15 protein-coding genes and 1 pseudogene are annotated in these 23836 nt (G+C 60.2%); 8 read left to right on the top strand and 8 right to left on the bottom strand.

Translation table 11 applies throughout. From position 1 onward, the window contains the following. Nucleotides 1–10: 10 nt before the first annotated feature. Nucleotides 11–541: a porin family protein gene (locus tag AC1DXO_RS05250; protein ID WP_476977042.1), complete on the top strand. Its 531-nt coding sequence runs from the start codon at nt 11–13 to the stop codon at nt 539–541. A 225-nt stretch (nt 542–766) separates the two neighbouring features. Beyond that, a complete protein-coding gene (locus AC1DXO_RS05245; protein WP_476977041.1) occupies nt 767–1273 on the top strand; it encodes a hypothetical protein in 507 nt (168 codons plus the stop codon). 10 nt (nt 1274–1283) lie between these two features. Here the strand turns inward: AC1DXO_RS05245 and AC1DXO_RS05240 are convergent, their stop codons facing one another. Beyond that, on the bottom strand, nt 1284–3191 hold the full coding sequence (locus AC1DXO_RS05240) for a M13 family metallopeptidase (protein WP_476977040.1): 1908 nt from the start codon (nt 3189–3191) through the stop codon (nt 1284–1286). A gap of 9 nt (nt 3192–3200) precedes the next feature. Beyond that, nucleotides 3201–3752, bottom strand: a complete 552-nt coding sequence (locus tag AC1DXO_RS05235) for a cysteine hydrolase family protein (protein ID WP_476977039.1) — start codon at nt 3750–3752, stop codon at nt 3201–3203. 108 nt (nt 3753–3860) lie between these two features. Here AC1DXO_RS05235 and AC1DXO_RS05230 point away from each other — a divergent pair, with 108 nt between their 5' ends. The 5 genes from AC1DXO_RS05230 to AC1DXO_RS05210 all read left to right on the top strand — a co-directional run bounded on the left by AC1DXO_RS05230 (nt 3861) and on the right by AC1DXO_RS05210 (nt 8466). Next, nucleotides 3861–4295 carry an Lrp/AsnC family transcriptional regulator gene (locus tag AC1DXO_RS05230; protein ID WP_476977038.1) on the top strand — a complete coding sequence of 145 codons (435 nt, stop codon included), beginning with the start codon at nt 3861–3863 and terminating at the stop codon, nt 4293–4295. Nucleotides 4296–4450: 155 nt separating this feature from the next. Continuing rightward, nucleotides 4451–5314, top strand: a complete 864-nt coding sequence (gene rsmI, locus AC1DXO_RS05225) for a 16S rRNA (cytidine(1402)-2'-O)-methyltransferase (RefSeq protein WP_476977228.1) — start codon at nt 4451–4453, stop codon at nt 5312–5314. Next, entirely contained in the window at nt 5311–5700 is a 390-nt protein-coding gene (locus AC1DXO_RS05220; protein WP_476977037.1) for a YraN family protein, read from the top strand. Before rsmI ends, AC1DXO_RS05220 begins: the two co-directional genes overlap by 4 nt. Before the next feature lie 62 nt (nt 5701–5762). Beyond that, complete coding sequence (gshB, locus tag AC1DXO_RS05215; RefSeq protein ID WP_476977036.1) at nt 5763–6716, top strand: glutathione synthase; 954 nt, start codon at nt 5763–5765, stop codon at nt 6714–6716. Nucleotides 6717–6909: 193 nt separating this feature from the next. Further along, nucleotides 6910–8466, top strand: a complete 1557-nt coding sequence (locus AC1DXO_RS05210) for a YifB family Mg chelatase-like AAA ATPase (protein ID WP_476977035.1) — start codon at nt 6910–6912, stop codon at nt 8464–8466. Between the two features lie 209 nt (nt 8467–8675). Here AC1DXO_RS05210 and AC1DXO_RS05205 read toward each other — a convergent pair whose 3' ends face one another. Both AC1DXO_RS05205 and AC1DXO_RS05200 read right to left on the bottom strand, forming a co-directional pair. After that, nucleotides 8676–9476 (bottom strand): BRO-N domain-containing protein, encoded by an 801-nt coding sequence (locus AC1DXO_RS05205; protein WP_476977034.1) that lies wholly within the window; start codon nt 9474–9476, stop codon nt 8676–8678. Between the two features lie 525 nt (nt 9477–10001). Further along, complete coding sequence (locus AC1DXO_RS05200) at nt 10002–10301, bottom strand: hypothetical protein (protein ID WP_476977033.1); 300 nt, start codon at nt 10299–10301, stop codon at nt 10002–10004. A 535-nt stretch (nt 10302–10836) separates the two neighbouring features. Here AC1DXO_RS05200 and AC1DXO_RS05195 point away from each other — a divergent pair. Next, nucleotides 10837–11489, top strand: a pseudogene (locus tag AC1DXO_RS05195) (ATP-binding protein); the annotation flags it as partial. An 84-nt stretch (nt 11490–11573) separates the two neighbouring features. Here the strand turns inward: AC1DXO_RS05195 and AC1DXO_RS05190 are convergent. From AC1DXO_RS05190 to AC1DXO_RS05175, 4 genes are all read right to left on the bottom strand, one after another. Continuing rightward, nucleotides 11574–12446, bottom strand: a complete 873-nt coding sequence (locus AC1DXO_RS05190; RefSeq protein WP_476977032.1) for a hypothetical protein — start codon at nt 12444–12446, stop codon at nt 11574–11576. A 326-nt stretch (nt 12447–12772) separates the two neighbouring features. Next, a complete protein-coding gene (locus AC1DXO_RS05185) occupies nt 12773–18655 on the bottom strand; it encodes a DUF6603 domain-containing protein (RefSeq protein WP_476977031.1) in 5883 nt (1960 codons plus the stop codon). Between the two features lie 25 nt (nt 18656–18680). Further along, nucleotides 18681–19922, bottom strand: a complete 1242-nt coding sequence (locus AC1DXO_RS05180; RefSeq protein WP_476977030.1) for a hypothetical protein — start codon at nt 19920–19922, stop codon at nt 18681–18683. 9 nt (nt 19923–19931) lie between these two features. Next, nucleotides 19932–23579: a hypothetical protein gene (locus AC1DXO_RS05175; RefSeq protein ID WP_476977029.1), complete on the bottom strand. Its 3648-nt coding sequence runs from the start codon at nt 23577–23579 to the stop codon at nt 19932–19934. Nucleotides 23580–23836: the final 257 nt, after the last annotated feature.

Raw genomic sequence — 23836 nt, 5'->3', positions numbered from 1 at the left:
GGGAACGACTATGTTCAAGACCACGATCATCTCCGCTATCGCCGTGGCCGCTATGGCCTTCACCGCTTCAGCCCATGCCGAAGGCGGCAAGCCGTACGTCGGCGTCGGCGGCGCCTACGTCGATTTCGGCGACGACATGACCTTTTCGGCCATTAGCCTCAGCGGCGGCATTCAGATCAACAAGACCTTCGCTGTGGAAGCCGAAGGCGCCTTCGGCGCCACCAAGAAGACCATCTCCTACGGCGGCTACGACATCGACGTAAAGCTCGATCACAACGCCACGGCTTACCTGGTCGGCACCTGGCCGATTTCGGCCAACACCGATTTCACCGCGCGCCTGGGTTACACCCAGATGCAGGTTTCCGGCTCGACGGCTGGTCACTCGGTTTCGCTGGACTACTCGGGCGCTGCCTACGGCGTCGGCGTGCGCTACTTCCCGAAGGGTGGCAAGAACGGCGTCCGCGCCGATTTCACCCGCTACAACTTCGGTGATGACGGCAACGTAAACGCCTATCAAGTCGCCTACGTCCGCAAGTTCTAAACTGCGGCTGTAATTCGGACAATGACGCCGTCCTGGCAACAGGGCGGCGTTTTTGCTTCTCGGCACACACTACAGTGTGGAATCGCGTCTCCTCCGCCAACCGCCCCCCAGAATGCCTGCCCACTTAGTCGAGGGGGTAGCTGAGCTCGTGCACCATCTCCGCACCCGCCGTTGCAGGGCAAAGCAATCTGGCGTAGCGTCCCATGAACACAGGGGGATTTATCGATGCTGAAAGTGATTTTAGGCCTGGCCATGGCGGGCTTGTGTTTCCTGGCGGCCTGCGACACTCGTCCCAAGCAGCCTGCGGAGATCAAGGTGGAAAAGAGCGCCGTCGCATTTTATCCGAACGCCGCCTATATCGAAGTCTACACCGACCCGGAACCCACCCTCGATAAGAACTATAAATACAAGATCCCGGCCAATCCGCCTGTGCCACCAGTCCGCCTTACAGCCGAACAACGCGTGCAGTTCGAAGCGGCTTTTCAGAAGGTCACGGTCATACAGGGAGACCCGGTGCGGGAACTTGCCGAGTGCTACGAACCCCACCACTTTTTCGTCTATCGAGATGCCACCGGTAAAAAGATCGGGGAAATCAACATCTGCCTGTGCTGTCACAATGCGGGCGCCCTGCCGATCAAACAGTCAGAAAAGACATGGGTCGAGGAAGACTGGAATGCGCTCCGCGCTCTTGTCGAATCGCTGGGCCTGTCAACTCAAGACCTCTGCCACTAGGCTTGCATCCTTACCACAGGCGCACACGATCCTCAGGCTTCAGATAGAGCTTGTCACCCGGCTTGATGCCGAAAGCGTCGTACCAGGCATCGACATTGCGCACTGTATCGGCACGGTATTCGCCCGGGGCATGCGTGTCGGTGGCGATCTGCTGACGCAGCGCCGCTTCGCTCTGCACCTTGCGCCAACGCTGGGCAAAGGCCAGAAAGAAGCGCTGCTCGCCGGTCAGGCCGTTGATGACCACATCCGGCTTGCCGCCTAATGCCCGCAGATAGGCGTCATGTGCCACCTGTAGCCCGACAAGATCACCAACGCTTTCGCCCTCGACCTGCTTCCCGTTGAGGCACAGTCCGGATTGTGGACAATAGGCGTTGTATTGCGCCACCAGAGGCGCGGCCATGGCGTGGAATCGCACCTCGTCGTCCGCCGTCCACCAGTCCCCAAGCCTTCCCTGGGCGTCATAGAGCCTGCCCAGTTCGTCGAAGGTATGGCTGAGTTCATGCGCCATGCCGGCGCCGGCCGAGCCGTAATTGGACGCGAGATCACCCTCGGGATCGAAATAGGGCGGCTGCAGCACACCCGCCGAAAACTGCAACGAATTGGGGCTGAAATTGAGGATGGCGCCGACCGATTGCGGCAACAGCGCCCACTCGCCGATATCGACCGGCCGCCCGAGCTTGACCAGGCTTTGGTCGTAGGCGAAGGCTTCGGCGCGGCGCAGATTGCCATAGGCGTCACCGCGCACCACCTTGAACGCAGAATAGTCCGTCCACTGATCGGGATAGCCAACCCCGGTTGTAAGTGTCTCAAGCTTGGCCAGCGCCGCGACCCTGGCCTGTGGCGACATCCAGGCCGCATTATCGATATGGGCGCGGAAGCTCAGGCGCAGGTTTTCCGCCATGCTAGCTGCGGCCGCCTTGAACGCAGGCGGATAATAGCGCGCGACATAGAGCTGCCCCACCGCCTCGCCCAGGGCGCCGTTAGTGGCGGCGATGGCCTGGGCCTGGCGATCCGCCGATTGAGCACCAAAGGCTTTCGGCAGCACGGCGGCATAATGTTCGATCAGGTGAAAGGTGAGATAATCCTTCCACGTCGCCAGCGGCTGGCTGGCGACCAGGGCCGATGATCCGATAACGGCCGAGGGTTGCCAGACAACGAAATTGTCCCGCTGGTCGAGACCGGCACCCATAAGCCACGCGTCCCAGTCCATGCCGGGTGCCTTGACGGCTAAATCGCCGCGATGCCAGCTGTTGTCGGTCTTGACGACATCGGCGGCGTCTTCAGCCGAGGCATGCGCCTTGGCTATCTCGGCTTCCAAGGTGATGACGCTGGCGGCCCGCGCGTCCGAATCACTCAAGCCCGCCAGTTTCAGCACGGCGGCTATATGCGCGCGATAGGTCTCGCGCGCCGAAGCGTCGCCATAGGCGTCGCGGTCCAGCCCAAGTCCGCCCTGCACCAGATGCGCTGCATAATGGTCCGGATCGTGGAAATTTTGATGGACCCACAGGCCGAACAGACCATCGGTCTGGCTGTTGGTGCCGTCGTCCAGCCGCATGGCACGACCCAGCCATGCTGACAAGGCACGACGATCGCCGATGGCATCGATTGAGGCGAGGTCCGAGGCCAGGGGCGTCAAGCCCTTGGCCTCGATGCCCTCGACGTCCATCTGGCTGGCATAGTAGTCGCTGATCCTGGAATCTTGGCTGCCCACGATGAGGTCGCGAACGCGCAGCTTGTTCTGGGCGATCAGCATGGCGGTCGTACCGTAGCTCGACGCACCTTCGGGCAGGGACGTAGCGTTCAGCCAGTCACCATTGGCATAACGATAGAAGTCGTCGCCGGGCCTGACCTTGTCCTGCGCGAACGCCGGCGTACACAGGACAACAGCAATGGCGGTCGCGGCAAAAATTCGACGCATGATAGCCTCCTAGGCGGTCACCAGGTCGCAAGCCTTCACGACCTGGGCAAATTCGGTATGTAAGGTGGTGACGTGGGCCAGATGGATGATCTCGGCGCTCACCGGATGAACTTCGGGTGATATCTGTCCGAAACAGGCGCAGGCATCTTCGATCAGCGTCGTCTCAAAGCCGAGATTGCTGGCCATGCGAACCGTGGTCGATACGCACTGGTCAGTGGTGATTCCGAAAATGGTCACGGCCGTGATGCCGGCGGCGTGCAATCGCGCCTCCAGATCCGTGCCGATAAAGGCGCTGTTGACCGACTTGGCGATCAACCAGTCTCCGTCACGCGGCGCGAAACCGGGTTTCAGGGCGTTGCCCGCCGCGCCCGGAAACAGGGGCGACGCCGGAGTCAGCGAATCGTGGCGTACAATGATTACCTGGCGCCCGCTTGACCGCCACAGGTCCAGCACATGCCGTCCATGGGTTTCCGCATCGGGATTGTTGCGTCGTCCCCAGCGCGGATCGTCGAACCCGGCCTGCATATCGATAACGATCAGGGCTTCTCGTCTATCCTGCATTTTTCACCCGCCTTGACAGCCTGTCCGTGACCGCAGATCATAGGTTTTGAAAGGGTCGGCTTCCATGAACAAGACGCCGGTCCGCCTTGCGAAACGACTGAATATCCCATGAATGACCGGCAAATCGGCGGTGGCCGCGACGCAATCGACGAGAAGCTGATCGCGCTTCTGCTGGGCAATGCGCGCCTGACCCTGACGGCGCTATCCCAGGCGGTCAATCTATCGCGGACGGCGGTGCAGGCGCGTATAGCCCGGCTGGAGCGCGAAAGGATCATCATTGGTTATCGTGCCGTCCTTGCCGAGCCGATCAACGAAGACGGCTTGGGGGCGGTGCTGTCGATCACCTTCAGCCAGCGTCCGTGTTTTCCGGTCGTCGCCAAGTTCCGCCACTGGCCGGAAATCACGCAATACTATTCGGTAACCGGCCCGATCGACGCCTATGTGGTCGTCCAGGTGAAGAACGCCCATGCCCTGTCAGACCTGATCAACCGCCTGTCGGCCCTGCCCGGCATCGCCACGGTCCAATCGGCCGTCCGTCTTTAGAGGATCAGCTTCCCTTTTTGGTAGTCCTCCCCTGTAGCCCGCAGGGCGTTCGGGGGAGGTGGCGCCGCTTGTCGGCGACGGAGGGGGCAATTCCACCTTAATCACCAAGTCTTTTTAACATTCGTCAAGCGGCGCAAATCTGCTACTCAGCCGTGATGGAAAGCCTTTTCGCCCCGCCACCCCGTCCCGTCAGCCCCGGCCTCTATATCGTGGCGACGCCGATCGGCAATCTGCGCGACATCACCCTGCGCGCGCTCGACGTACTGCGCGCCGCCGATGTCATCCTCGCCGAAGACACCCGCGTCGCCGGCAAGCTGCTTTCCGCCTATGACATCAAGAAAAAGCTGATTCGTTACGACGACCATGCCGGCCCTCAGGTCATGCCAGAGATTCTGCAACGCCTGTCTGAAGGCCAGATCATCGCCCAGATCTCGGACGCTGGCACACCGCTGATTTCCGATCCGGGCTTCCGTCTCGTCGGCGCGGCCGTCGAGGCAGGCGCCAAGGTCCACCCCCTGCCCGGCGCCTCCAGCGTGCTGGCCGCCTTGTGCCTGTCAGGCCTGCCGACCGACCGCTTCCTGTTTGCCGGCTTCATGCCCAACAAATCGGCAGCGCGCCACACCTTCCTTGCCGAATTCGTCAGTACACGGACGACATTGATTTTCTTCGAAACCGGACCGCGCCTGCACGACGCCCTGGGCGACATGCTGGCCGTCCTGGGCAACCGCGAAGCCTGTGTCTGCCGTGAACTGACCAAGCTGTATGAAACCGGCCATCGTGGCACCTTGAGTACGCTCACCAGCGATCCAGCCCTCGCCGAACCTAAGGGTGAGATCGTCATCGTCGTCGCGCCACCAACCGAGGCCGCACCGTCCGCCGACAATCTCGAGGACGCCCTGCGCCTGGCCCTGGAACACTATTCGCCGTCCGATGCCGCCCAGCAACTGGCCGGCGTCTTCGGCCTGCCGCGTAAGCTGATCTATCAGAAGGCGCTGGAGCTCAAAGGTAAAGACAGGTGAAGCGATCGACGAACCGCCAGGATCGCGGACGAAAAGCGCGCAACCGCGGCCGGTTCGCCGAATATATCGCCCTGATCCACCTGATGCTGAAAGGCTATCGCATCCTGGGGTTTCGCCTGAAAACGCCGCAGGGCGAGATCGATATCCTGGCCCGCAAAGGCACCCGCCTCGTCGTGGTCGAGGTCAAGCAGCGCCAGCTGCACGAAAATGCCGTCGAATCGGTCTCGACCGTCCAGCAGGACCGCCTGTGGCAGGCCGGCCTGGCCCTGCAACAGAGCCGCCCGGCCTTGCGCAAGCTCGATCTGTCGATCGATCTCTATACTCTGGCGCCCGGTCGCTGGCCCCGCCACAGCCTCAACGCGTTTGAGAAAATCGAACGTTTTTGACGGCAAAGCTTGCCAGCCCCGTCCTATCGCCCATATGAAGCGCAACACCGAAGGAACGCACCATGGCCCTGCGCGTCGCCGTCCAGATGGACCCGATCGAAAAGATCAACATCGCCTCCGACACCACCTTCCTGCTGATGATGGCGGCGCAGGCACGCGGCCATGAACTGTGGGTTTATGAAGCACGCCACCTCAGCATGGAGGACGGGCGCGTCTTTGCCCGCGGGCGCAAGGTGACGATCCGGCCCGTCAAGGGTGACCACGTCACGGCCGGCGACTACCAAAGGATCGACCTGGCCGACGATATCGACGTCATCCTGATGCGTCAGGACCCGCCCTTCGATATTGCCTATATTACCGCGACCTATTTCCTCGAAACCCTGCATCCGAAGACCTATGTCGTCAACAACCCGACAAGCGTCCGCGACGCGCCGGAAAAGCTGCTGGCTACCCGTTTCGAAGGTCTGCAACCACCGACCCTGATCAGCTCCGACTACGAGGCGCTCGACGACTTCTTCCGCCGCCATGGCGACTGTATCCTGAAGCCCCTGCACGGCGCCGCCGGCAATGGTATCATCAAGCTGAAGGCCGGCGACCGCAATCTCGATTCCCTGGTCGAGCTGTTCGGCAATATCAGCCGCGAACCCGTCATCCTGCAGAAATTTATCCCGGCGGTCAGCGCCGGCGACAAGCGCATTATCCTGATCGACGGCGAGATCGTCGGCGGCCTCAACCGTGTGCCGGAAGAGGGCGCCGTGCGTTCCAACCTGCGCGTTGGCGGCCGCGCCGAACCTCTGGTCCTGACCGAGCGCGACCGCGAGATCTGCGAACGGCTCAAGCCGGTGCTCAAGGAAAAAGAGCTTATGTTTGTGGGCATTGACGTCATCGGTGACTACCTGACCGAGATCAATGTCACCTCGCCGACCGGGGCGGTCCAGCTCAAGGCCTTCGACGGCATCGACGCCGGGGTCATTCTGTGGGATCGAATCGATGAGAAACTGGCGTCCCGCGCCTGACCCTGGCCGGCGGTAAAGTCATAAATCTGTTAAATTATCGGGCGTTATGGAAATTTACCTAGGTTAACTTAACACAATGCGTCTTTGTTCCACATTTGTTCTTGATTTGTCTAAATCTCTGCTATAGCTTGTGGATAATTCCACATACTACCCCAGACCTAGATATTCCAAACCTCGATCTTACGGAACAGATATGCCCGCCCACGTCACCACCGTCGCTTTCGAAGGGGCTGAGGCCCGGCGTGTCGAGGCCGAGGTTGTAACAACATCCGGACAGATGGCCTTTTCGGTCGTCGGCCTGGGTGACAAGGCCGTCGCCGAAAGCCGCGAACGGGTGCGCGGCTGTTTCGCCGGCCTGGGCCTGTCCCTGCCGGGCAAGCGCATCGTGGTCAACCTGTCGCCGGCCGACCTGCCCAAGGAAGGCACACATTTCGACCTGCCCATTGCCCTGGCCTTGATGGTGCTGATGGGCATCATCCCCGAAGACGCCCTGGCGAAATATGTCTGTATCGGCGAACTGAGGCTGGACGGAAGCATCGGCCCGGTTGCCGGCTCCCTGCCCGCGGCCATTGCGGCGTCCAGCTACGGCATGGGCCTGATTTGCCCGTACGACAACGGGCCCGAAGCCGCCTGGGCGGGTGACGTCCCCATCCTGGCGCCCAAGTCGATGGTCGCCCTGATCAACCACTTCAAGGGCCATTTCGTTCTCGATGCGCCCAAACGCGGCGACCGGGCAGTGCCTGCCAAGATCATGGATCTCAATGAGGTCAAGGGCCAGGAGGTCGCCAAACGCGCGCTGGAAATCGCCGCCGCCGGTGGCCATAACCTGCTGTTTGTCGGCCCGCCGGGTTCGGGCAAGTCGATGCTGGCCCAGCGCCTGCCGGGCATCCTGCCGCCGCTCAACAACCGCGAACTGTTGGAGACCTCGCAGATTTGGTCGATGGCCGGCCTGATCGCCAAGGGCGAACTGACCAATGAACGGCCGTTTCGTGCGCCGCATCATTCTGCCTCCATGGCCGCCCTAACCGGCGGCGGCACGCGCGCCAAGCCAGGCGAGATGTCGCTGGCCCACAACGGCGTGCTTTTTTTGGACGAACTGCCGGAATTCTCGCCCCAGGCCTTGGATTCGCTGCGCCAGCCGCTCGAAACCAACGAGATCGTCGTCGCCCGCGCCAACCACCACATAAAATACCCGTCCCGCGTGCAATTGGTAACGGCTATGAATCCTTGCAAGTGCGGGTATGGCGGCGTCGGAAAAGGCGCATGCGGCAAGGCGCCGCGCTGTATGAAGGACTACCAGGGCCGCGTCTCCGGCCCGCTTATCGACCGTATCGACCTGCAGATCGACGTCCCGCCGGTCACCGCCATGGATATGGCCCTGCCGCCGCCGGCCGAGGGCTCCAGGGAGGTCCGCGCCCGCGTCGAAGCTGCCCGTAAACTCCAAACTGAGCGCGCCGAGCGCCTCGACCTGTCGCCGGGCAATGCGCTTAATGCCACGGCCCATGGTGCCGGCCTGGAAGAGATCTGTGCCCTTGACCCATCGGCTAAGGCCCTGTTGACCCAGGCGGCGCAGCAATCCAACTTGTCGGCCCGCGGCTGGACGCGCACCTTGCGCCTCGCCCGCACTATTGCCGATCTGGAGCAATCGGGCGCCATCCAGCGCCGTCACGTCGCCGAAGCCCTGGTGTATCGTCGCCGCGGGCCGATGCAGGACGAGACGCCGATGCACCCGGCCCTGGCGGCGAAGTAGCACAGCGCCTCACGAGACGGCCCGGCATCCGTTATAGCGAACAGCGTACAGATTATTGGTATCGGATGTCGGCAAGGCCGTAGTTAATTCGGTAATTGATAACATGTCACCGAATCCCGATCCCCGGTATCGACATCCGGTGTCGCGTCAATGGAAGGGGTACTGACAGCGCAACGCCGCTTAAAGGCAGCGCTGCCAGTAGGTGACGTTTAACGACCGCTGAGGCGCTTCATCGTCCGCTGTTTCATCATCCCCGGCTTAGGTTTATCCGGCGATGGCAATAGCTTCTGGAGGTAAGGCAGGGCTGCCGGATCGCGGGAGTTAAAGTAGTTTTCGGCCTGTTCAGGAATCCAAACATCATCCACATACTCAAGGAACAGTGGCAACATGGTCCTGGGATACTGCCTCGCGTCCACGTCACACTGCGGCGTGGAATGAATATAGTAACTGAAGGTGTTGCAGACAGTCGGGTGGTTCTTCTTTAACCAGTCCGAAAACCCACGCCCGACACTGACATCTGGCCTAAGTTCCGTTCCGTTGATTGTTTTGTCGGCCATGACATGGCCAGCTTGTTCAAGGCGACCCCAAAGGCGGATGACGAGTTCGTTGATGACGGAGAAGTACCCGTTGTCCACGCGATCCCAGTTGGCGTTAAAGCGCTTGATGAAGGCGGGCACGCGGCCGCCATAACCCCCCGTCTTCCGTATCGTTGGTAACACTTCCGAGGTCACCCATCGCTTAAAACGCTTAGCGCTCTCCTTGCGACTTGTTAGGATCAAGCTATAGAGACCGGACTCGTTTATAATCGCAACTCGTTGCGTTCCGCCAAGGGTGTCGGTATTAGCGACATCCTTTTCATCCTCATCAAGCCTGCTGGCGGCATCGCGAGAGTTGGCGATTTCCAAAGCACGGCATACATCTGCCAGGACGAACCAGGGTTCGCCATCACGGATGATGGTTCGGAATTGGAAGTGATCTTCTGTTTCAAAAACTTTTAGAGAGTACTGCATGAAAACCTCGTTAGTCGGTTGCGTTCAAAAACAAACCGTCTGCGAGGTTGACAACCGAATCGAACGGACACATTGTGCCGTCAATTGCTGATGCGCGCTCCCAAGCCCCATAGACGGGTTAAACCGCCATCATCTACTTTGAGGTCGTTGGGCTGGTACCCCTTCGGCCTCTTTTTGATTCTGGCCTTTGGGACTATGATGCGAACGGCGTTATGTTTCAAGCGTGAATAAGTATAATCTCAATATATTCCGAGAAATAGTTGGTTAATAATTCATAAATTACGCAGATATAAAGACATCTGCATATAAACCAATCTTTATATCAAGCAATGTTAACGCTATCATTACTGAAACTGAGTCAGTCTCACTTACGTTTACGATACAACATCCGCGTAGCGGTATCGCCGCCAACATCGTCGTCATCGTCATCCCCGAACAGATTGACTATCCAAGTCCATATGCGTTTCAGTAAAATTTTAGCCACCTCTCGAATAAAAGGTATTCGAATAATAGAGTATGTGATCCCTATCTATTCTGTTGAGATCTTCTGATAAGTTCATTAACAGCTTTCTGGTTCTCAGTCAGCGGTTTCTCTTTCGGTGTTATTGAACCATCAGACATCGGTTTCTCTTTCGGCGTTTCTGAAGCCTCAGCCATAGACTGTTTAACAACATCAATAGCAATTTGCTTGGTAAGAAAATATGTCGAAATGATAGCGATTATTGCTGTTATAACAACCAAGACCTTGTTTGCTCGGTATCTCTCGTTAAAAAGTAAACCGGATGATATGACAAATAAGAACCCACAAATCACTTCGGTAATCATAGCTACCCCCATACAAGCCCATATCCGATTAGGAGGCTATCACCCATCCCTTGAAATCGCCATCCCCAGCCATGCCTGTGACAACGCCTTGGTTCTTTAGCTTGGTCAGGCAAGCCCCTATGCGCTTCCGTATGATGACATACGTCGCGTCGTCTGTTCGCAGCTTCCGTGCCGCTACCCAAGCCTTGGTGATCTCTTGCGACGTAGCGGCCCTGTGGCCTCTCTGAGCGCACTCAGGACGAAAGGCGTAACACTGCCCTTCTTTGCCCTGTGCTTCGTCACATAGCGCGTGATGGCCCTTGGCGTGTTCTCAGGGTCGAATAAAGCAATTGCGCCGTCTAGGTGGTCGATGTCGCAAGTGAGTTTGTGGACCTCCTTCTCATGCTCTTTACGGAGCCGGTGAAGTTCGTCCCGCTTGGCCATTAGACCAGCGACCGTGTTAGGGCGTTCCATGGTTTACCTCTTGATCTATTGAGGTAAGGCTACAAAATCAGGGCCGGAATAGCATCGAGAATTTGGGGCACTGTGCTACATAATTCCGGAATTTTCGCCCCAGGCGCTGGATTCGCTGCGTCAGCCGCTCGAAACCAACGAGATCGTCGTCGCCCGCGCCAACCACCACATAAAATATCCCGCACGCGTGCAATTGGTCACGGCGATGAATCCGTGCAAATGCGGCTACGGTGGTGCGGGCAGGGGCGCTTGCGGCAAGGCCCCGCGCTGTATGAAGGACTATCAGGGCCGCGTCTCTGGTCCATTGATCGACCGAATCGACCTGCAGATCGACGTGCCGCCGGTCACGGCCATGGACATGGCGCTGCCGCCACCCGCCGAGGGCTCCAAGGAGGTCCGCGCCAGAGTCGAAACCGCCCGTAATCTCCAAAACGAACGTGCTGAACGCCTCGATCTGTCGCCCGGCAATGCGCTTAACGCCACGGCGCATGGTGCCGGCCTGGAAGAGATTTGTGCGCTTGACCCATCGGCCAAGGCCTTGCTGACCCAGGCCGCCCAGCAATCCAATCTGTCGGCGCGCGGCTGGACGCGGACCCTACGCCTGGCGCGCACCATGCCGACCTGGAACAGTCGGGCGCTATCCAGCGCCGCCATGTCGCCGAAGCCTTGGTCTATCGCCGCCGCGGTCCGATGCAGGATGAGACGCCAATGCACCAGGCCCTGGCTGCGAAGTAGCGCGGCGCATTTCGAGGCGACGCAGGCACTATGTTATAGCGGTACCGTACAGATTATCGGTAGCGGAAGTCGGCAAGTGCGTTGTTAATTCGGCAATAACCTGTCATCGAAACCCGCCAATTCGGGGGTGTAGGTCGAAAGGTCCTTGTACTTCAACCATTTTTCGTCGGAATGACGCCTCAACTCCAAGACGTTTTCAAAGACCCGTAACGTTTGACCAAACATGTCGTGATGAAAATGGGCCAATGCCACCCGCATATTTCTTGGATTCAGGGCAGCAATACCGTCTTCGGCTTCCCAATCGATGTTTCTTAAGCGTCCAAGCGCATCCGTCAATTGGGTCATTTTTCTGCGCATGTCCCCCGGACGAATCGCCGCATTCACCGCTGCCGCCCTAACATCTGTTATCCGGGCTAGAATCGCTTCTGCCCTTAACACGGCAAAATCCTGTTGGAAGAAAAGCTCGCCCTTAAGCTGGTAAGGCACTTTGTTCCCCGTCTTATCCCGCACGACAACTTTATCCTGTCCTGTTTTGAAGGCATGTGCACAACGTTCCACAAACGCGCCGCCATATGCCACTAAGGTCGAGCGAATAGCTCGCCTCTCCTTTAGGCCGGGCAAGAGAGATTGCAACTTTCCTTCAACGCCAGGGAACTCAGCCAAGCGTTTTTCCAGTTCTGAGCGGTTCTCGTCGATGCGTAAAGCGACGTCGTAGCTTGTGTCGATGTCTGTCCAGATCTGCCCAAACTCGCGGTGTCCGCACACGTGACCCATGACAGCATGTTCGATAGGCGAATCGGCCGTTCGACGAAACTGAACAAGGCAGCCGGTCTTATGCCACGCGCCGCACATGCCGCATTGGATTTTAGTATCCAAATTTTTGTATTTCTCCTCGATCTTGTCGAGAACGGAATCTTTGGGGATATGCACATCGACCGGAAAAACAGCAACGCTCATCGTAAACTCCAACAACAACCCGCCGAAGGGACGGACTCGCGATGATGGAATCACCGCAACTCACTCTTTACGCGAATCTTACCAAAGGCTCAATATGTTGTGGGTAGATGTTCCCGGTTGACAAGATGTTGTTGGAACAGGAGGAATCCGAATCAGGAACATCTCGCCAACCTGGGCCATTGAAGTAAACTCCGGGTTGGGAACATCCTTATCCAGCGCCGCCACGTCGCCGAAGCCCTGGTGTATCGTCGCCGCGGCCCGATGCAGGACGAGACGCCGATGCACCCGGCTTTGGCGGCGAAGTAGACAAGACCCCGGGGCCCCGATTAACCAAATGGCGTCCAGGCAAAATCCAGGCTCACCGTTTCCGTCGAGACATCTCCGGCTTCACTCAGGACAGGACTGCCTGGCAAAACGCCTGAGGCATCCCGCGCATAGGTCATCTGCAGCCGATAACTGCCGGACGTGAACGATGTGCCGCGCAGAATGATGAAGGCCGTTTCGTCGGCCTTGCGCAGGACCTTGCAGCCAGTGAGCGGACCATAACTGCTGTCGACCAGGAAGCGTCGGGCATGGATGACCTCCCCTACTGCATTCACAAGCCTCAGGTCTGCCGCGGTACCCACAAGCGCGAGCGTGCCTGGCTGTCCGGATATCGCGCGGAAAAAGGCCTCGGTCTTCGGCGGTGTTACCGGCGCATCATCCGGACTGCAGCTATACACAAGCGCCTGGTGCCCGGCCGGCGTCACGCCGCCTGGCGGGAAGGTGAAAATGGCCTGCCACACCGAAACCACGTCATCGAGATCATTGGCCGTGACCGGTCGCTGCTCAATGCGCCAGCCGGTCAGATCTGTGGCCTCACGGCACAGTACGGTAACGGTTTCCGCCACCGGCGTCGCCGCTCCAACGCTCGCGGCTTCTATCTTGGCTGCTAACGGAAAGACCGATCGGGGTGTCGCCGTGGTCGACATCAGGACGTCCAGGCTTGCCCTGCCAAACCCAAACGGTTGCGGCCCGCGCACCAGCAGACCGACGGTCGCGCCCGCGCGCTCGATGCGATGGATTTCGACCCGGGCGGCACACTGATCAGACTGAGCACCCAGCACGTCGTGCACCACCTGCTCGAATGCCAGGGCTTCGGCGTCACTAACCGGCGCGGTTATATTGCTGACGCTCTTATTCGCCGCAGCATCGAACGCCGCCTGGCCAAGGCCCGGCGGGGACAGGCTTGAGCCCAACCAGCAGCCGTCATTGAAACTGTGCAGATGATGGTGGAAGTTGAGATAGGGCGATGTCACGAAATTGAAGCTGTAGACCGGTCGCGCCGACGGGCTGAAATCGTGGGCCTGGATATCGCTGAAGGCCGCGCCGGCACCACCGCTGGTCAGCAGGGCGATACTGCCGGATACCAGGGCCGGGGCTGTGCCATCGCTGACGTCGAAAATACGCACATCATCGACATAGACCCGGATTGACGTCCCAAGAGCTTCGATGACCACATGGTAGTCCTGATTGGGCGTATGCGCCACCATATCCGACGCCAGCGGCGTGATGACGGTGCCGTCAACGCGCATCAGGTTGCGCGTCGCGCCATCCAGGGTGAACAGGTAATAGCGGTTGCCGTCGTAGCGGAAAGCAACACCTGCCACAGGGGCGGCGCCTGTTCGCAGCCAGAGGCTGACCCGAACGTCGCTCCAATTGACCGGTTGAGATACCTCCGCCGCCGGCAGGGACATGTCCTGGCCCAACACCAGCAATGTGCCACCAGAGACAGCAGACGAACCGGTCAGGCTTGCTGGTCCGATAGCATTTTTCTGGGTTATCCGCTGTCCGCCGTTGCCATTCGGCACGGTTTCCACCTGCCACCACGACCCGTTTCCTGTGCTCAGGTCATGGACCTGCCAGCGGCCGACATGGCCGGCGGGCCCATAGGCCGCAGTGCCCGCGCTATAGGTGCCGAACGCCTCGTGCAACAGCGAGGGCACAAGACGGGCTTCATAACGCGTATCCGGCGCCAGTTCCGCATAGGCCGCGCTGAGGGTTTCATCGGGCGGGATGGTGGCGGTATCAACGGGCGTGACGCACGGGCTGGTTCCCATGGCGCCCAGCCAGGCCTGATCCGTAGCCGACAACGATGCCTGTGCCGTCGTGCCCCAGCCACGATCCGAAACAGCCAGCGCACCGCGCAGGTCGCGAACGGGCTGGTTGCTCGGATCATAAAGCAACAGGACCAGGTCGCGGCCGGCCATACGGTACATCTGGCTGACATAGTCTTCGTTGAATTCGACATTGACGTCGTAACCGCAATAGACCGGGCGCGGCGACAATGGTGGCTGACCTTCCGCCGGTACAGTCGGCGGTACGGTCTGGCTGACATAACGTGCAAGATCATCCAGTCCGCTATCGAAATTGGCGGCGTCGCCACCGATCGGCACGGACAGGCTGCTGATACCTGGCGGGCCGCTGGTTTGGAAATGGGCGTACTGCGACGGTTGATGGAGATGGTTGAACGACCCGTCGCTGGCGACCATGTTGGCCGAGGTCACGATGTTCAGGCGGTAAACGGTATTCGGTTCGAGGACATTGCCCTTGCCGCTCCAATGCACATTGGCCAGGTTATTGTGCGCCGCCATATCGGCATAGGTATCGAGCACCGACTGGGCCGGCGCCAGGACGGCACATAGTTTCGCCAGGCAAACCGACTCGCCGGCGACGGTGCTGACGAGGGTAACCAGGCGAACGCCGGTCACGGGTACACTGATGACGGCATTTATGGCGGCATAGGGGCCATAGAGGACATTGCCGCTGTCGCGTACCCAGGCCTCAACCGTCCCCGATCCCTGGACGACGGCGGTAATGCGGACATTGCTGGCGGCCTGGGCAAAGGCGATCCACACGCCTGATGCCGGCGCGGGACAGAGTATCTGCGACACAGTGCTGACAGAGGCGGGCGCAGGTTGGATGTAGAACAGGCCGGACAGGTTGGGAAAGACCGGCTGCTGTTTTTCATTGAGGCGGGCAGCTCCGGTAAGTCCGATGGCGACGCCGCTGTTTTCGGGATGATGGAAGGTCGCTGGGTATTGGCCAAGGGCGCCGAGGTCGTCAAAATCCAGGCACATCTCCACCGGACCCGGAGGCGTGACGCATGGAAAGCTGCCAAAGGCGTCAGCCAGTTGCGCGACGGCGCCTATGCCGGTGTTGCGATACAGGTCGTAGCCGGATTTCGACCACAGCATCAACTTGTTCTGCGCTGGGTGCCCGCCGGCGTCCGTTATCTGCCAGGTGCCGAACAGCTTGCTGTCCGGTGCGACTGTTCCCGCCGTCGAGGCTACGGTCACCCATGTGGCGCCGTCGTACTTTTGCAGATGCATGGCATCGAGACTGTACTGCACCTGGGCCGGGCCCTGATTGTGCTCGGGGTCGCCGATACGCTCCCACGGTGGCGCGGCGGGCTGCGGCAGCGTGCCGGTCAGCGCCCGGTCCCAGACATTGCGCGCGAAGCCGATCGACGGACGGCAGTCCATCGGGACCAGGGGTATGGCGACATTGGGATTGGGGGCTTGCGAACCCGTCGGAGCGGTCAACAGATTGCCGGTCGCGTTATCCTCATATTTCGGGACCAGCAGGTCGCCTTCCGGCAAGGGCCATTTGACGCTCGACTTAAGGTGTTCAATGCCGACGTCGCGAATAATGATCGGGGTCGGCGGTTCGGCGGGTTGCGGACCCCATTCCAGACGCACATCGGCACTGATGCTTTTGAAGGGCTTGGGCAGCCTGATGCCAACACGGAAATCGCCCAGCAGGTGGAAAGGTCGGAAGATGTCGGCTTCGATGCGCGCATCGACGCTCAGGCCGGCGCCGAACCTGAAAGCGCGCAGCTCGACGGCGCCATGTACCCAAAGATCGCCATGCAAATGCAGCGGCTTGAAGCTGACGACGGCGTTATTCTCCATCCACGCTTCGAGCTTGACGCTCAGGGGACCGAAGTTCCAGCTCTTGTCATAGCCAATCCACGATCCCATGGCCAGTTTGTGGGGATCGAGCATGAAATAGGCATTGGCATCGAACAGATTGAACAGGCGGGCCTGGATGCGATCCTGACGCGGCGTATCCTTGCCCAGCCACAGATGCCAATCCGCCTGGGCCTGGTAATTGTAATAGGCCTCCATGCTGCCGTGCAGCTTGATCAGCTTGCCTGTCGCCTCGTCGTACTGATATTCCGCATCGACCCCGAACAGGATTGAGCCCGCCGGCTTATCGAAAACGGCGATGCTGCGGAACATGGCCTCGTCGCCGAGCTTGGAACGGTCCTTGAGCACATTGGCCATGCCTTGCAGCATGACAACGGGGCCCGGAAGGATAACCGCCAACAGGACGCGACCGTTGAAGGTGTAGCCGTTGTCGGACAGGGTGCCCAGCGTTACGCCTGCGCCGAACGCACGGCTGTTCTTGACGTTGGTCCACTTCTCTTTCAGGTTTTCAATACCAACAGGCGCCTTGTCGTACCATCCGTCCGCGGTGCCGAAACCGTACCACTTTTCGTCAGGCAGCTTGTCAGGCCCCATGTGCAGGGCCAGCAGCCCCGCCAAACCGTAGATGGCGACACCCGAAGGGCCTACAGGAAAGCCTGTCGGCAGCTCGGCATTGACGTACAGGGCAAAGAAATTATAGGTCGGCGTCGATCCCGCAACGACGGTTCCGTCGATGGTCAGGTCGATGGCTTCCAGGTTCAGGGTTATGTCGCCGTCGAAGCGCCGGACCTTGATGGGCTGGTTGAAGTCATCCAGCGCATCGAGTTCGCTGAACGCGACATCACCCTTGAACTGCAGCACGCCGGGAATGGCCAGTTCGATACCGACGCCATTGAGGCTGAAGCGTGGGTTGCTCCAATCCTCGTCCGCGGTGATGCGCAGCCCTTCGACCGAGGCCCCGGCCGGCAGGCCCTTGACCAGCTCGACCCCGCCGGAAAACCCGACCCACTTGGTGCCATCGTCGTTGCGGCCATAGCCGAACTTGGTAATCTCAATCTTGAAGCCGTGGAAGTCGAGACTGTATTGCTTGGGCAGGTCGATCCACCCGCCGGAAAGCCTGACATGGCCCTCCGAGTCGATTTCCAGCGCCTTGACGTCGAAGGCCGGCCAGGTCAGGCCGCCGAAGGTCGGCGTCAACAGGCCGCTGAGCGTCGTTGTCAATTTGCCGTCGGTGACATCGAACTGAAGACTGTCCAGTTCGATGTCCAGCACGCCGGCCACGGCCAGGGTCACCAGGCCGTTCGTCGCACTTAAGCCCACAGTGAAGTCGCCATTGTCCGACAGGGCGATCTCGACATCCGCCGGCTGGTCGAAAAACGGCACCACCATTTCGCATTCGAGCCGCGAGGCGACCAGGGCATTCTGCTTGAATTCGAACAGCAGGGATCTCAGCGTGCATTCCATACCGCCGAAAACAATCGGCTTGCCCGAGGTCCATACGCCGGACAGCTTGCCGGTAAAGCCACCCGTTCCCAGAAACAGGTCGCTGGCGATGATCTCGCCCGGCGCGAAGCTGCCCTGCAGGCTGTCGGGAAGCCAGACCTCGAGGCTGTCCATGGCGAAACCCCGGCTGCCGGCAGGGACGCCGGACGGCAGGACCGCATTGTCGGACAGGCACGGATTGAGCCCCTTCATGGCGATGACGAGGCCGGTATCGCCGATTCGCACCGGCGGCACGTCGATCTTGATATCGGTCGTGGCTTCAAAACCACCGTTGGAATCAAAGCTCAGGCTGACGCCGTTAAACACCACGCCGAAGGGCCTTGGCTGACCGTTGCCATCGAGGTCCGGCTGCCATTTGCCGTCGACCTGGATGACGGGGACAAGACGATCCGACTCCAGGCAACGGACATAGATTGGGGCGTCGAACAGCAGGCACTTGGCGCCCGTTCCGTCCAACGTAATGGCCATCTCCAGTTCGAGCGCATCCGCCTGACCGATCGACAGACTCATGCCACCTAGCCCCGGAAGCGAAAATGGCAGGGGATCACAAGTCAGCGTTATCTCGACAAGCACGGCGTCGGTTACGGTATCGACGAAGACATCGACACACTGCGCGCCGTCAAATGCCTGGCCCAACATGTCGCTCAGGGCATCATTTACGCCGGACAAGGCCGTCATCTGCGGCGCAAAGTCCGCGCTGAGCCTACTAAATAGCTGGACAGTGCTTTCCATCATATCGCTGTCACCGAAAGCTTGCTCATCACAGATTCACCACGTCATTGAGCAACCGCCTCGAATAGCAGAACCAGTTCGGATGGATCGACTGGTTGCTGATCAGGTTGACCAGGGCAGGGACTAACTTGAAATCACGCGTTTTTCCTTTGGCCTCCCTTATATATTCGGGCGTCACGACATCACCATTTGGCCACCTGCCGCGCCGGGAGGCACTCAGGCAGGCATAACGTTCGCTTGCCATGGGCGTGCCGTTAGACGTGATGGGCGCGAACATCAGGCCTTGTCCGCCATCCTGGGCGCTTGCTTCCCAGGCAGGATATATCCACTTGTACGTGGTTGTCGGCGTTGTCGCCGGATAGTCGTTTCGAAAATTCCGGCAGCCATTTCCAGGAGGGCCTCTGTAGGGAGGTTGCGACGGCGGAGCGCCGCCACGCCGCCAATCCCCCAAGACAGCCACCCAATTCTCCTGCCGGTAGCTGTTTTCCGGGCAAAGGGTGACGATCATGTTCGCCTGAAACGCCGACAGCGTGGGCGATCCATTGCTCATCAGATTGTTGTAGGGATCGTAACCTGTCGGATTTATCCCGCTGAAAGCGGTCTCGCCCGGGATCATGACCATGCTCATCGGCAATGAGACGCGCTCGGCCAGCCGTGGCATTAATTGACCCGTGTTGGGCACTCCGTTGCGGAAATCGACGCCGTTCGGCGTGCCCGGAGGAACGACAAACTCGCCCTGATTGATTTGCACGGGCGATCGGTTGATCCCGACATTGTTCAAATAATAGACGGCGTTATAATACCTTTCCGACAGCCCCAGAATATGACCCAGCTCATGTGTGATGTCTGGCACGCACGTCGGAGGAAAGTTGATCAATTCGTAGACATAGCCTTGGCCTGTGTTGTAGTCGGCGTAGGACACGCGTCCGCTGCGCGTGACGGCAGCTGCATTTGCACCGCGACCTACGACAAGGCGAAAAAAGGTGACGCCGCCCGGCGGTGCATTGACGGATACGAAGTTCAGCCCCGCCGGTATTGTACCCGGAGTCCAGATGACAGCAGGGTTTGGGGTGAGGTTGGATTTGAGTGCGATGGTCAAATTCCAGTTATGGGCCTGGGCGATACCCATCCATGGCGTCGCCAGTTCCGCCAGAATATTTTCCTCGACATTGTTGATGTTGCAATCGCTGTCGGCAACGATATCGAGATAGATGACGACATCGAAAGAGCCGGGTGGACCAGCCGGCGAAGCATTGTGATACAGCGGCATGATCCCTCCCTATATTGCTTCGACAGCGATTGACGACGACCAGGTCGAACGGACACCCAGCGCATTGACGGCCAGGGCCCGGTAGCTCATCCGCTCGCTTGTCAGCACATCGGTCACATAGGCCACAACCTGGCCGTTGACAGGCGCCGTCTCGGTCACGGAGATCCAGGGGCGCTGACCGTCCGGACGCCGGACGATACGGCACAGGTCCGCCGATGACGTCAGTTCCAGCCGCACGGCCGCGATATAGGGGGCGGGAACAATGGCGGGCGATGGCCATGGCAGGCTTGTTTGCGTGCCGGGGTCGTACATGACCCATGCGGCGCTGACCCACAAGGGTGAGGCGGGTGGAACTGTATCGACCGCCCGGGCACTGATCGCCGGGCTGGGTGGCGAGACATTGCCGCTGGTATCAACCGCCGCCACGCAATAGCTGAAGGTCGGACCGGCGGGGACGGGATCGGTAAACACCACAGCTCCGGGCCGCGCCGGCGGCGCCGCGCTTTCCGGCACCGTGGCCACCAGGGTCATCAGGCGCAGATCGCTGGCCTGGCGTTCGCTGTCGGCGCGGTAGATACGATATTCCGCGAGGTCGTCCTCACGATTGCTGGCGAAGGTCAGGATAATCTGGCGGTCGCCGCCCAGCACCTTGGTGACGACCGGCGTGCGCGGCGGCTCGACCTTGTGCAGATAAACCGGCGGAGACGAAGGGCCCAGCTGTCCCGGATTGTGCGCGCCGTTGACATAGGCCGCGCGGAAAAAATAGCGATTGCGGGCGCGGCCGTCCAGCTGCGCCGTGAAGGCGCATAGGCTGGAAACAGGCGTATAGGGGACTTCGTCATCCGGCCCGGTGCGGTCGGCCTGGGCGGCTTCCGTGTGCTTGAGGGGCGCATAGGTCAGCTGCCGGAAGGCGCCGTCATTACCGGGCTTCCCGCCCGCTTCTGTCGGCAGCGAGGCCAGCACGCGCAAGGATCGGTCGCTCAAACCTTTGTAAAGCGGCAGGGCTGCGTCCAGCGTGGTCAGCAGGGGACTGTTGAGACCGTCAAGTTCGCTCTTGATCGCCGCAGCGTCCCAGCCGGCCGGAAAAGCGGCCAGCAGCGCCATGTTAAACGCCTGGCGCGGACGCTGGGCGAAATCGAACGCGAACAGGGTCTCATCCATGGCGGACAGGATGTGCACGTCGATGAGACCGGCATCGACCGGCGGTTTGGGCCAGCGGAAGGTGAAAGAGGAATGGCCGTGATAGTCGGCGCGCGACGCCCACGCCTTGTCGCGCGTGTCGGCCAGGATCGGCGCCGGGGGCGGCGCGCGCAGGACACGATAGATCTTGGCCGGGACGCCCAGCCTGCCTTCGTTGCCGGTCCGGCCGCCTAATGCGCTGACCTGCCAGGGAGCGGATGTCTGCCAGCGAATATGGTCGGATGTCGTGGCCTTGTCGTCCGATGCGCTGACGCCGATATGGCCGTACACGACGGGAGACGCGTTGCCCGGCGCGAGCGGAAGTCCCCCGAAGGGGGCGTTCCCGGTCAGCGGCAGAAGAACATCATAGATGCGCTCGCCTGTCTGCGCGTCATGGCTGGCATGGTTTGCATAAGGGACGGTGAAAATGCGCGCTTCCCAATTCAGCGGGTCGCGCCCGTCCGGCGCAGGCAGGGTGCTGCCCGGATGGAAATAGAGCCGGAACTCGGCCGTGTCCGGAGCCTGCAACTGCTGTACGGCCGTCCACCGCCAGCGCACCCGCACGCCGATGCGTGTCGCCTGGGGCGCGACCTGATTCCACCAGTTGCCGGCCATCCAGGCGCTGAAGGCACTGTCCTGGATCAACAGCGGGTCTTCCGGGTCGAGCGCCCACGCCTCGACACCGGGTGGCGATGGCGGCGGTGTGGTATCGCGCAGACAGACGGCCAGGGAATTGACCACGGAATCGGAACCGGGCGCGGCCCCGTTGTAGTACCACGGCCGGGGTTCCGGCAGTGGCTGCCATTGATACCACCGGGCTGGGGAACTGAGAGGCGTATACTGGCCAAAGATATCCACGCCGGCGACACGATAACTGTACCAGCCGTCTGGCAGATGGCGATCATAGGCGTGCAGGCGAAACGGCGGCCAATCCGCGGCGAACTGTATTTGCGCGCCGGCGGGTATCTCGGAATCAGCGACCAGGACGGGCGTGTCAGCGGTGATCAGCGAACCGGCCGCTGGCGCTGACGAGGGCGCGGTCGCCAACGGGCCGTTGCGCCAGAGGTGATAATAGATGGCGCTGTCGGGCAACAGGCCACCATCATTCGTTTCCGGCAAGGCCCAGGTCAGGCCCGCTGTATTGGTGCCTGACGGAGCGACCGTTTCGGTGCTGGCGACCGTGCCGCCGGGCAAGGCATAGCCGCGCAGATCGGCAGGGGCGGCCAGAACGGGCGCCTGACCAAGCCGTTGGTTATAGGTGATCCATGCGTCGACGTCGATCGACAGAGTACCGGCCACGAGACTCGTCAGAGCCGCCTGTGCCGAACCCTGGAAACTGTTATCGTGGTCGGCGAGAACGATATAGTCATAGGCTGTGCCCGGTTGGGCCGTCTGGTCGACCCAATAGAGACCCAGGACCTGGGCCACCGACGGCTCAAGCGAACCGAAAAGCAGCATATCCAGGGGATACAGGCTTGGCATCTGAGGATCGTCTGCCGTGCCGCCCGTGGCGGCAACCGTACCGTTACGGCCGGCCATGGCACCCCCTGCCGGGCCGTTATTCAGCATGGCATCGAGATACACGGTCAGGTCGGCGAAGCGGGCCGCGTCCCAATCGCTGACCGGGCCGTAGCGGACCCGGCCTTGCGCCAGCGCAAAGGCTTGAGACGGCGACGCAGGACGGTTTGCGCAGGGATAACCGGACTGAGCGCTGGGAAGGCACATGGGATAGGTGAAATCCGTCAAGGGCGTCCAACCCTGGCGCATATCCGCGCTCACGGGAATGTAGCAGACCTCGATCAGGGCGACGGCGGCCCCGCCTGTGCTTACCTCGACAGCGTCCAGGGCGTCGCCGGTCAGGGTGGCCGTCACGACTTCGCCCGCCACCCCATAAATGTCATGCTGGGCCATTGCGACACCCTCGTGATAGGCGGTGACGCGAATTGGACCCACCTTCTTCACAGAGGGCCGGAAGATGTTGCGGATCAGACGGCTGATAGCCACAAAGGGTGCGACCAGGCAGCCCGCCGGTTCTGTGGTCGAAGGGTCAACGGGGTTGCCCTTGGTTCCATAGATGCCGAGCGTGACGCGGAACTCCCGCACCACCGTTCCGGCCGGTGGCGTGAATCGCAGGCTGGGACTGTTGCGCAGGTCGAATTCAGGTTGGGCGGACGGCGCGAAAGCTTCACCCAGAACCAGCCCGGCTCCGGAAGCGGAAAATGTCCCGTGCGGCCCGGACCATTGTGTGCTGAGGCCTACGCCACCGCCCCGTAACGGGGGATAGACACAGATGGGTTTGGAAACAACGTGCGCGCGGCGAAACAGGTAATAGCCGTACCAGGGGAAACCTTTGTCGCGTTTGAAGGCGTAGCGCAGATGTATGCCGTTAGCCAAGGCGGGCCGGCCAACCGGGTTGACCACGTCACCGTTCGACACCCCTCGGCCAATCATGACCAGCTCGTCGCCCTGTACCGCCATAGTGACGTGCGCGCCCTTTCCCTGTCATTTATAACAGGACAAGCGAATATATATTTTGGTGAAACGCCCCTGAACTCATAGTAGAACTATACCAAAACAGGCAGATGTCAACGGTCCACAAGTGGCTGCATCTAGCGATCAACTCACTGATAATTTATCTTATACGTTACCTGTTGTATTTGAAAAACCAATCACAACATCTCGAATACTTTAAATCGACGTCATACTATGACTTAATTGCCTTTTTATCATAGTAA

It is taken from the genome of Asticcacaulis sp. P2_C5 (assembly GCF_056404555.1).
This window is presented reverse-complemented; position numbering and strand designations above follow the sequence as displayed.

What these genes read in the sequence shown, in the direction of transcription:
- gshB (WP_476977036.1), top strand. Translation starts at nt 5,763, where the DNA reads ATGGCCCTGCGCGTCGCCGTCCAGATGGACCCGATCGAAAAGATCAAC.
- AC1DXO_RS05230 (WP_476977038.1), top strand. Translation starts at nt 3,861, where the DNA reads ATGAATGACCGGCAAATCGGCGGTGGCCGCGACGCAATCGACGAGAAG.
- AC1DXO_RS05250 (WP_476977042.1), top strand. Translation starts at nt 11, where the DNA reads ATGTTCAAGACCACGATCATCTCCGCTATCGCCGTGGCCGCTATGGCC.
- AC1DXO_RS05190 (WP_476977032.1), bottom strand. Translation starts at nt 12,446, where the DNA reads ATGAGCGTTGCTGTTTTTCCGGTCGATGTGCATATCCCCAAAGATTCC.
- AC1DXO_RS05210 (WP_476977035.1), top strand. Translation starts at nt 6,910, where the DNA reads ATGCCCGCCCACGTCACCACCGTCGCTTTCGAAGGGGCTGAGGCCCGG.
- AC1DXO_RS05240 (WP_476977040.1), bottom strand. Translation starts at nt 3,191, where the DNA reads ATGCGTCGAATTTTTGCCGCGACCGCCATTGCTGTTGTCCTGTGTACG.
- AC1DXO_RS05175 (WP_476977029.1), bottom strand. Translation starts at nt 23,579, where the DNA reads ATGGCGGTACAGGGCGACGAGCTGGTCATGATTGGCCGAGGGGTGTCG.
- AC1DXO_RS05245 (WP_476977041.1), top strand. Translation starts at nt 767, where the DNA reads ATGCTGAAAGTGATTTTAGGCCTGGCCATGGCGGGCTTGTGTTTCCTG.
- AC1DXO_RS05235 (WP_476977039.1), bottom strand. Translation starts at nt 3,752, where the DNA reads ATGCAGGATAGACGAGAAGCCCTGATCGTTATCGATATGCAGGCCGGG.
- AC1DXO_RS05185 (WP_476977031.1), bottom strand. Translation starts at nt 18,655, where the DNA reads ATGATGGAAAGCACTGTCCAGCTATTTAGTAGGCTCAGCGCGGACTTT.
- AC1DXO_RS05205 (WP_476977034.1), bottom strand. Translation starts at nt 9,476, where the DNA reads ATGCAGTACTCTCTAAAAGTTTTTGAAACAGAAGATCACTTCCAATTC.
- AC1DXO_RS05200 (WP_476977033.1), bottom strand. Translation starts at nt 10,301, where the DNA reads ATGATTACCGAAGTGATTTGTGGGTTCTTATTTGTCATATCATCCGGT.
- AC1DXO_RS05180 (WP_476977030.1), bottom strand. Translation starts at nt 19,922, where the DNA reads ATGCCGCTGTATCACAATGCTTCGCCGGCTGGTCCACCCGGCTCTTTC.
- rsmI (WP_476977228.1), top strand. Translation starts at nt 4,451, where the DNA reads ATGGAAAGCCTTTTCGCCCCGCCACCCCGTCCCGTCAGCCCCGGCCTC.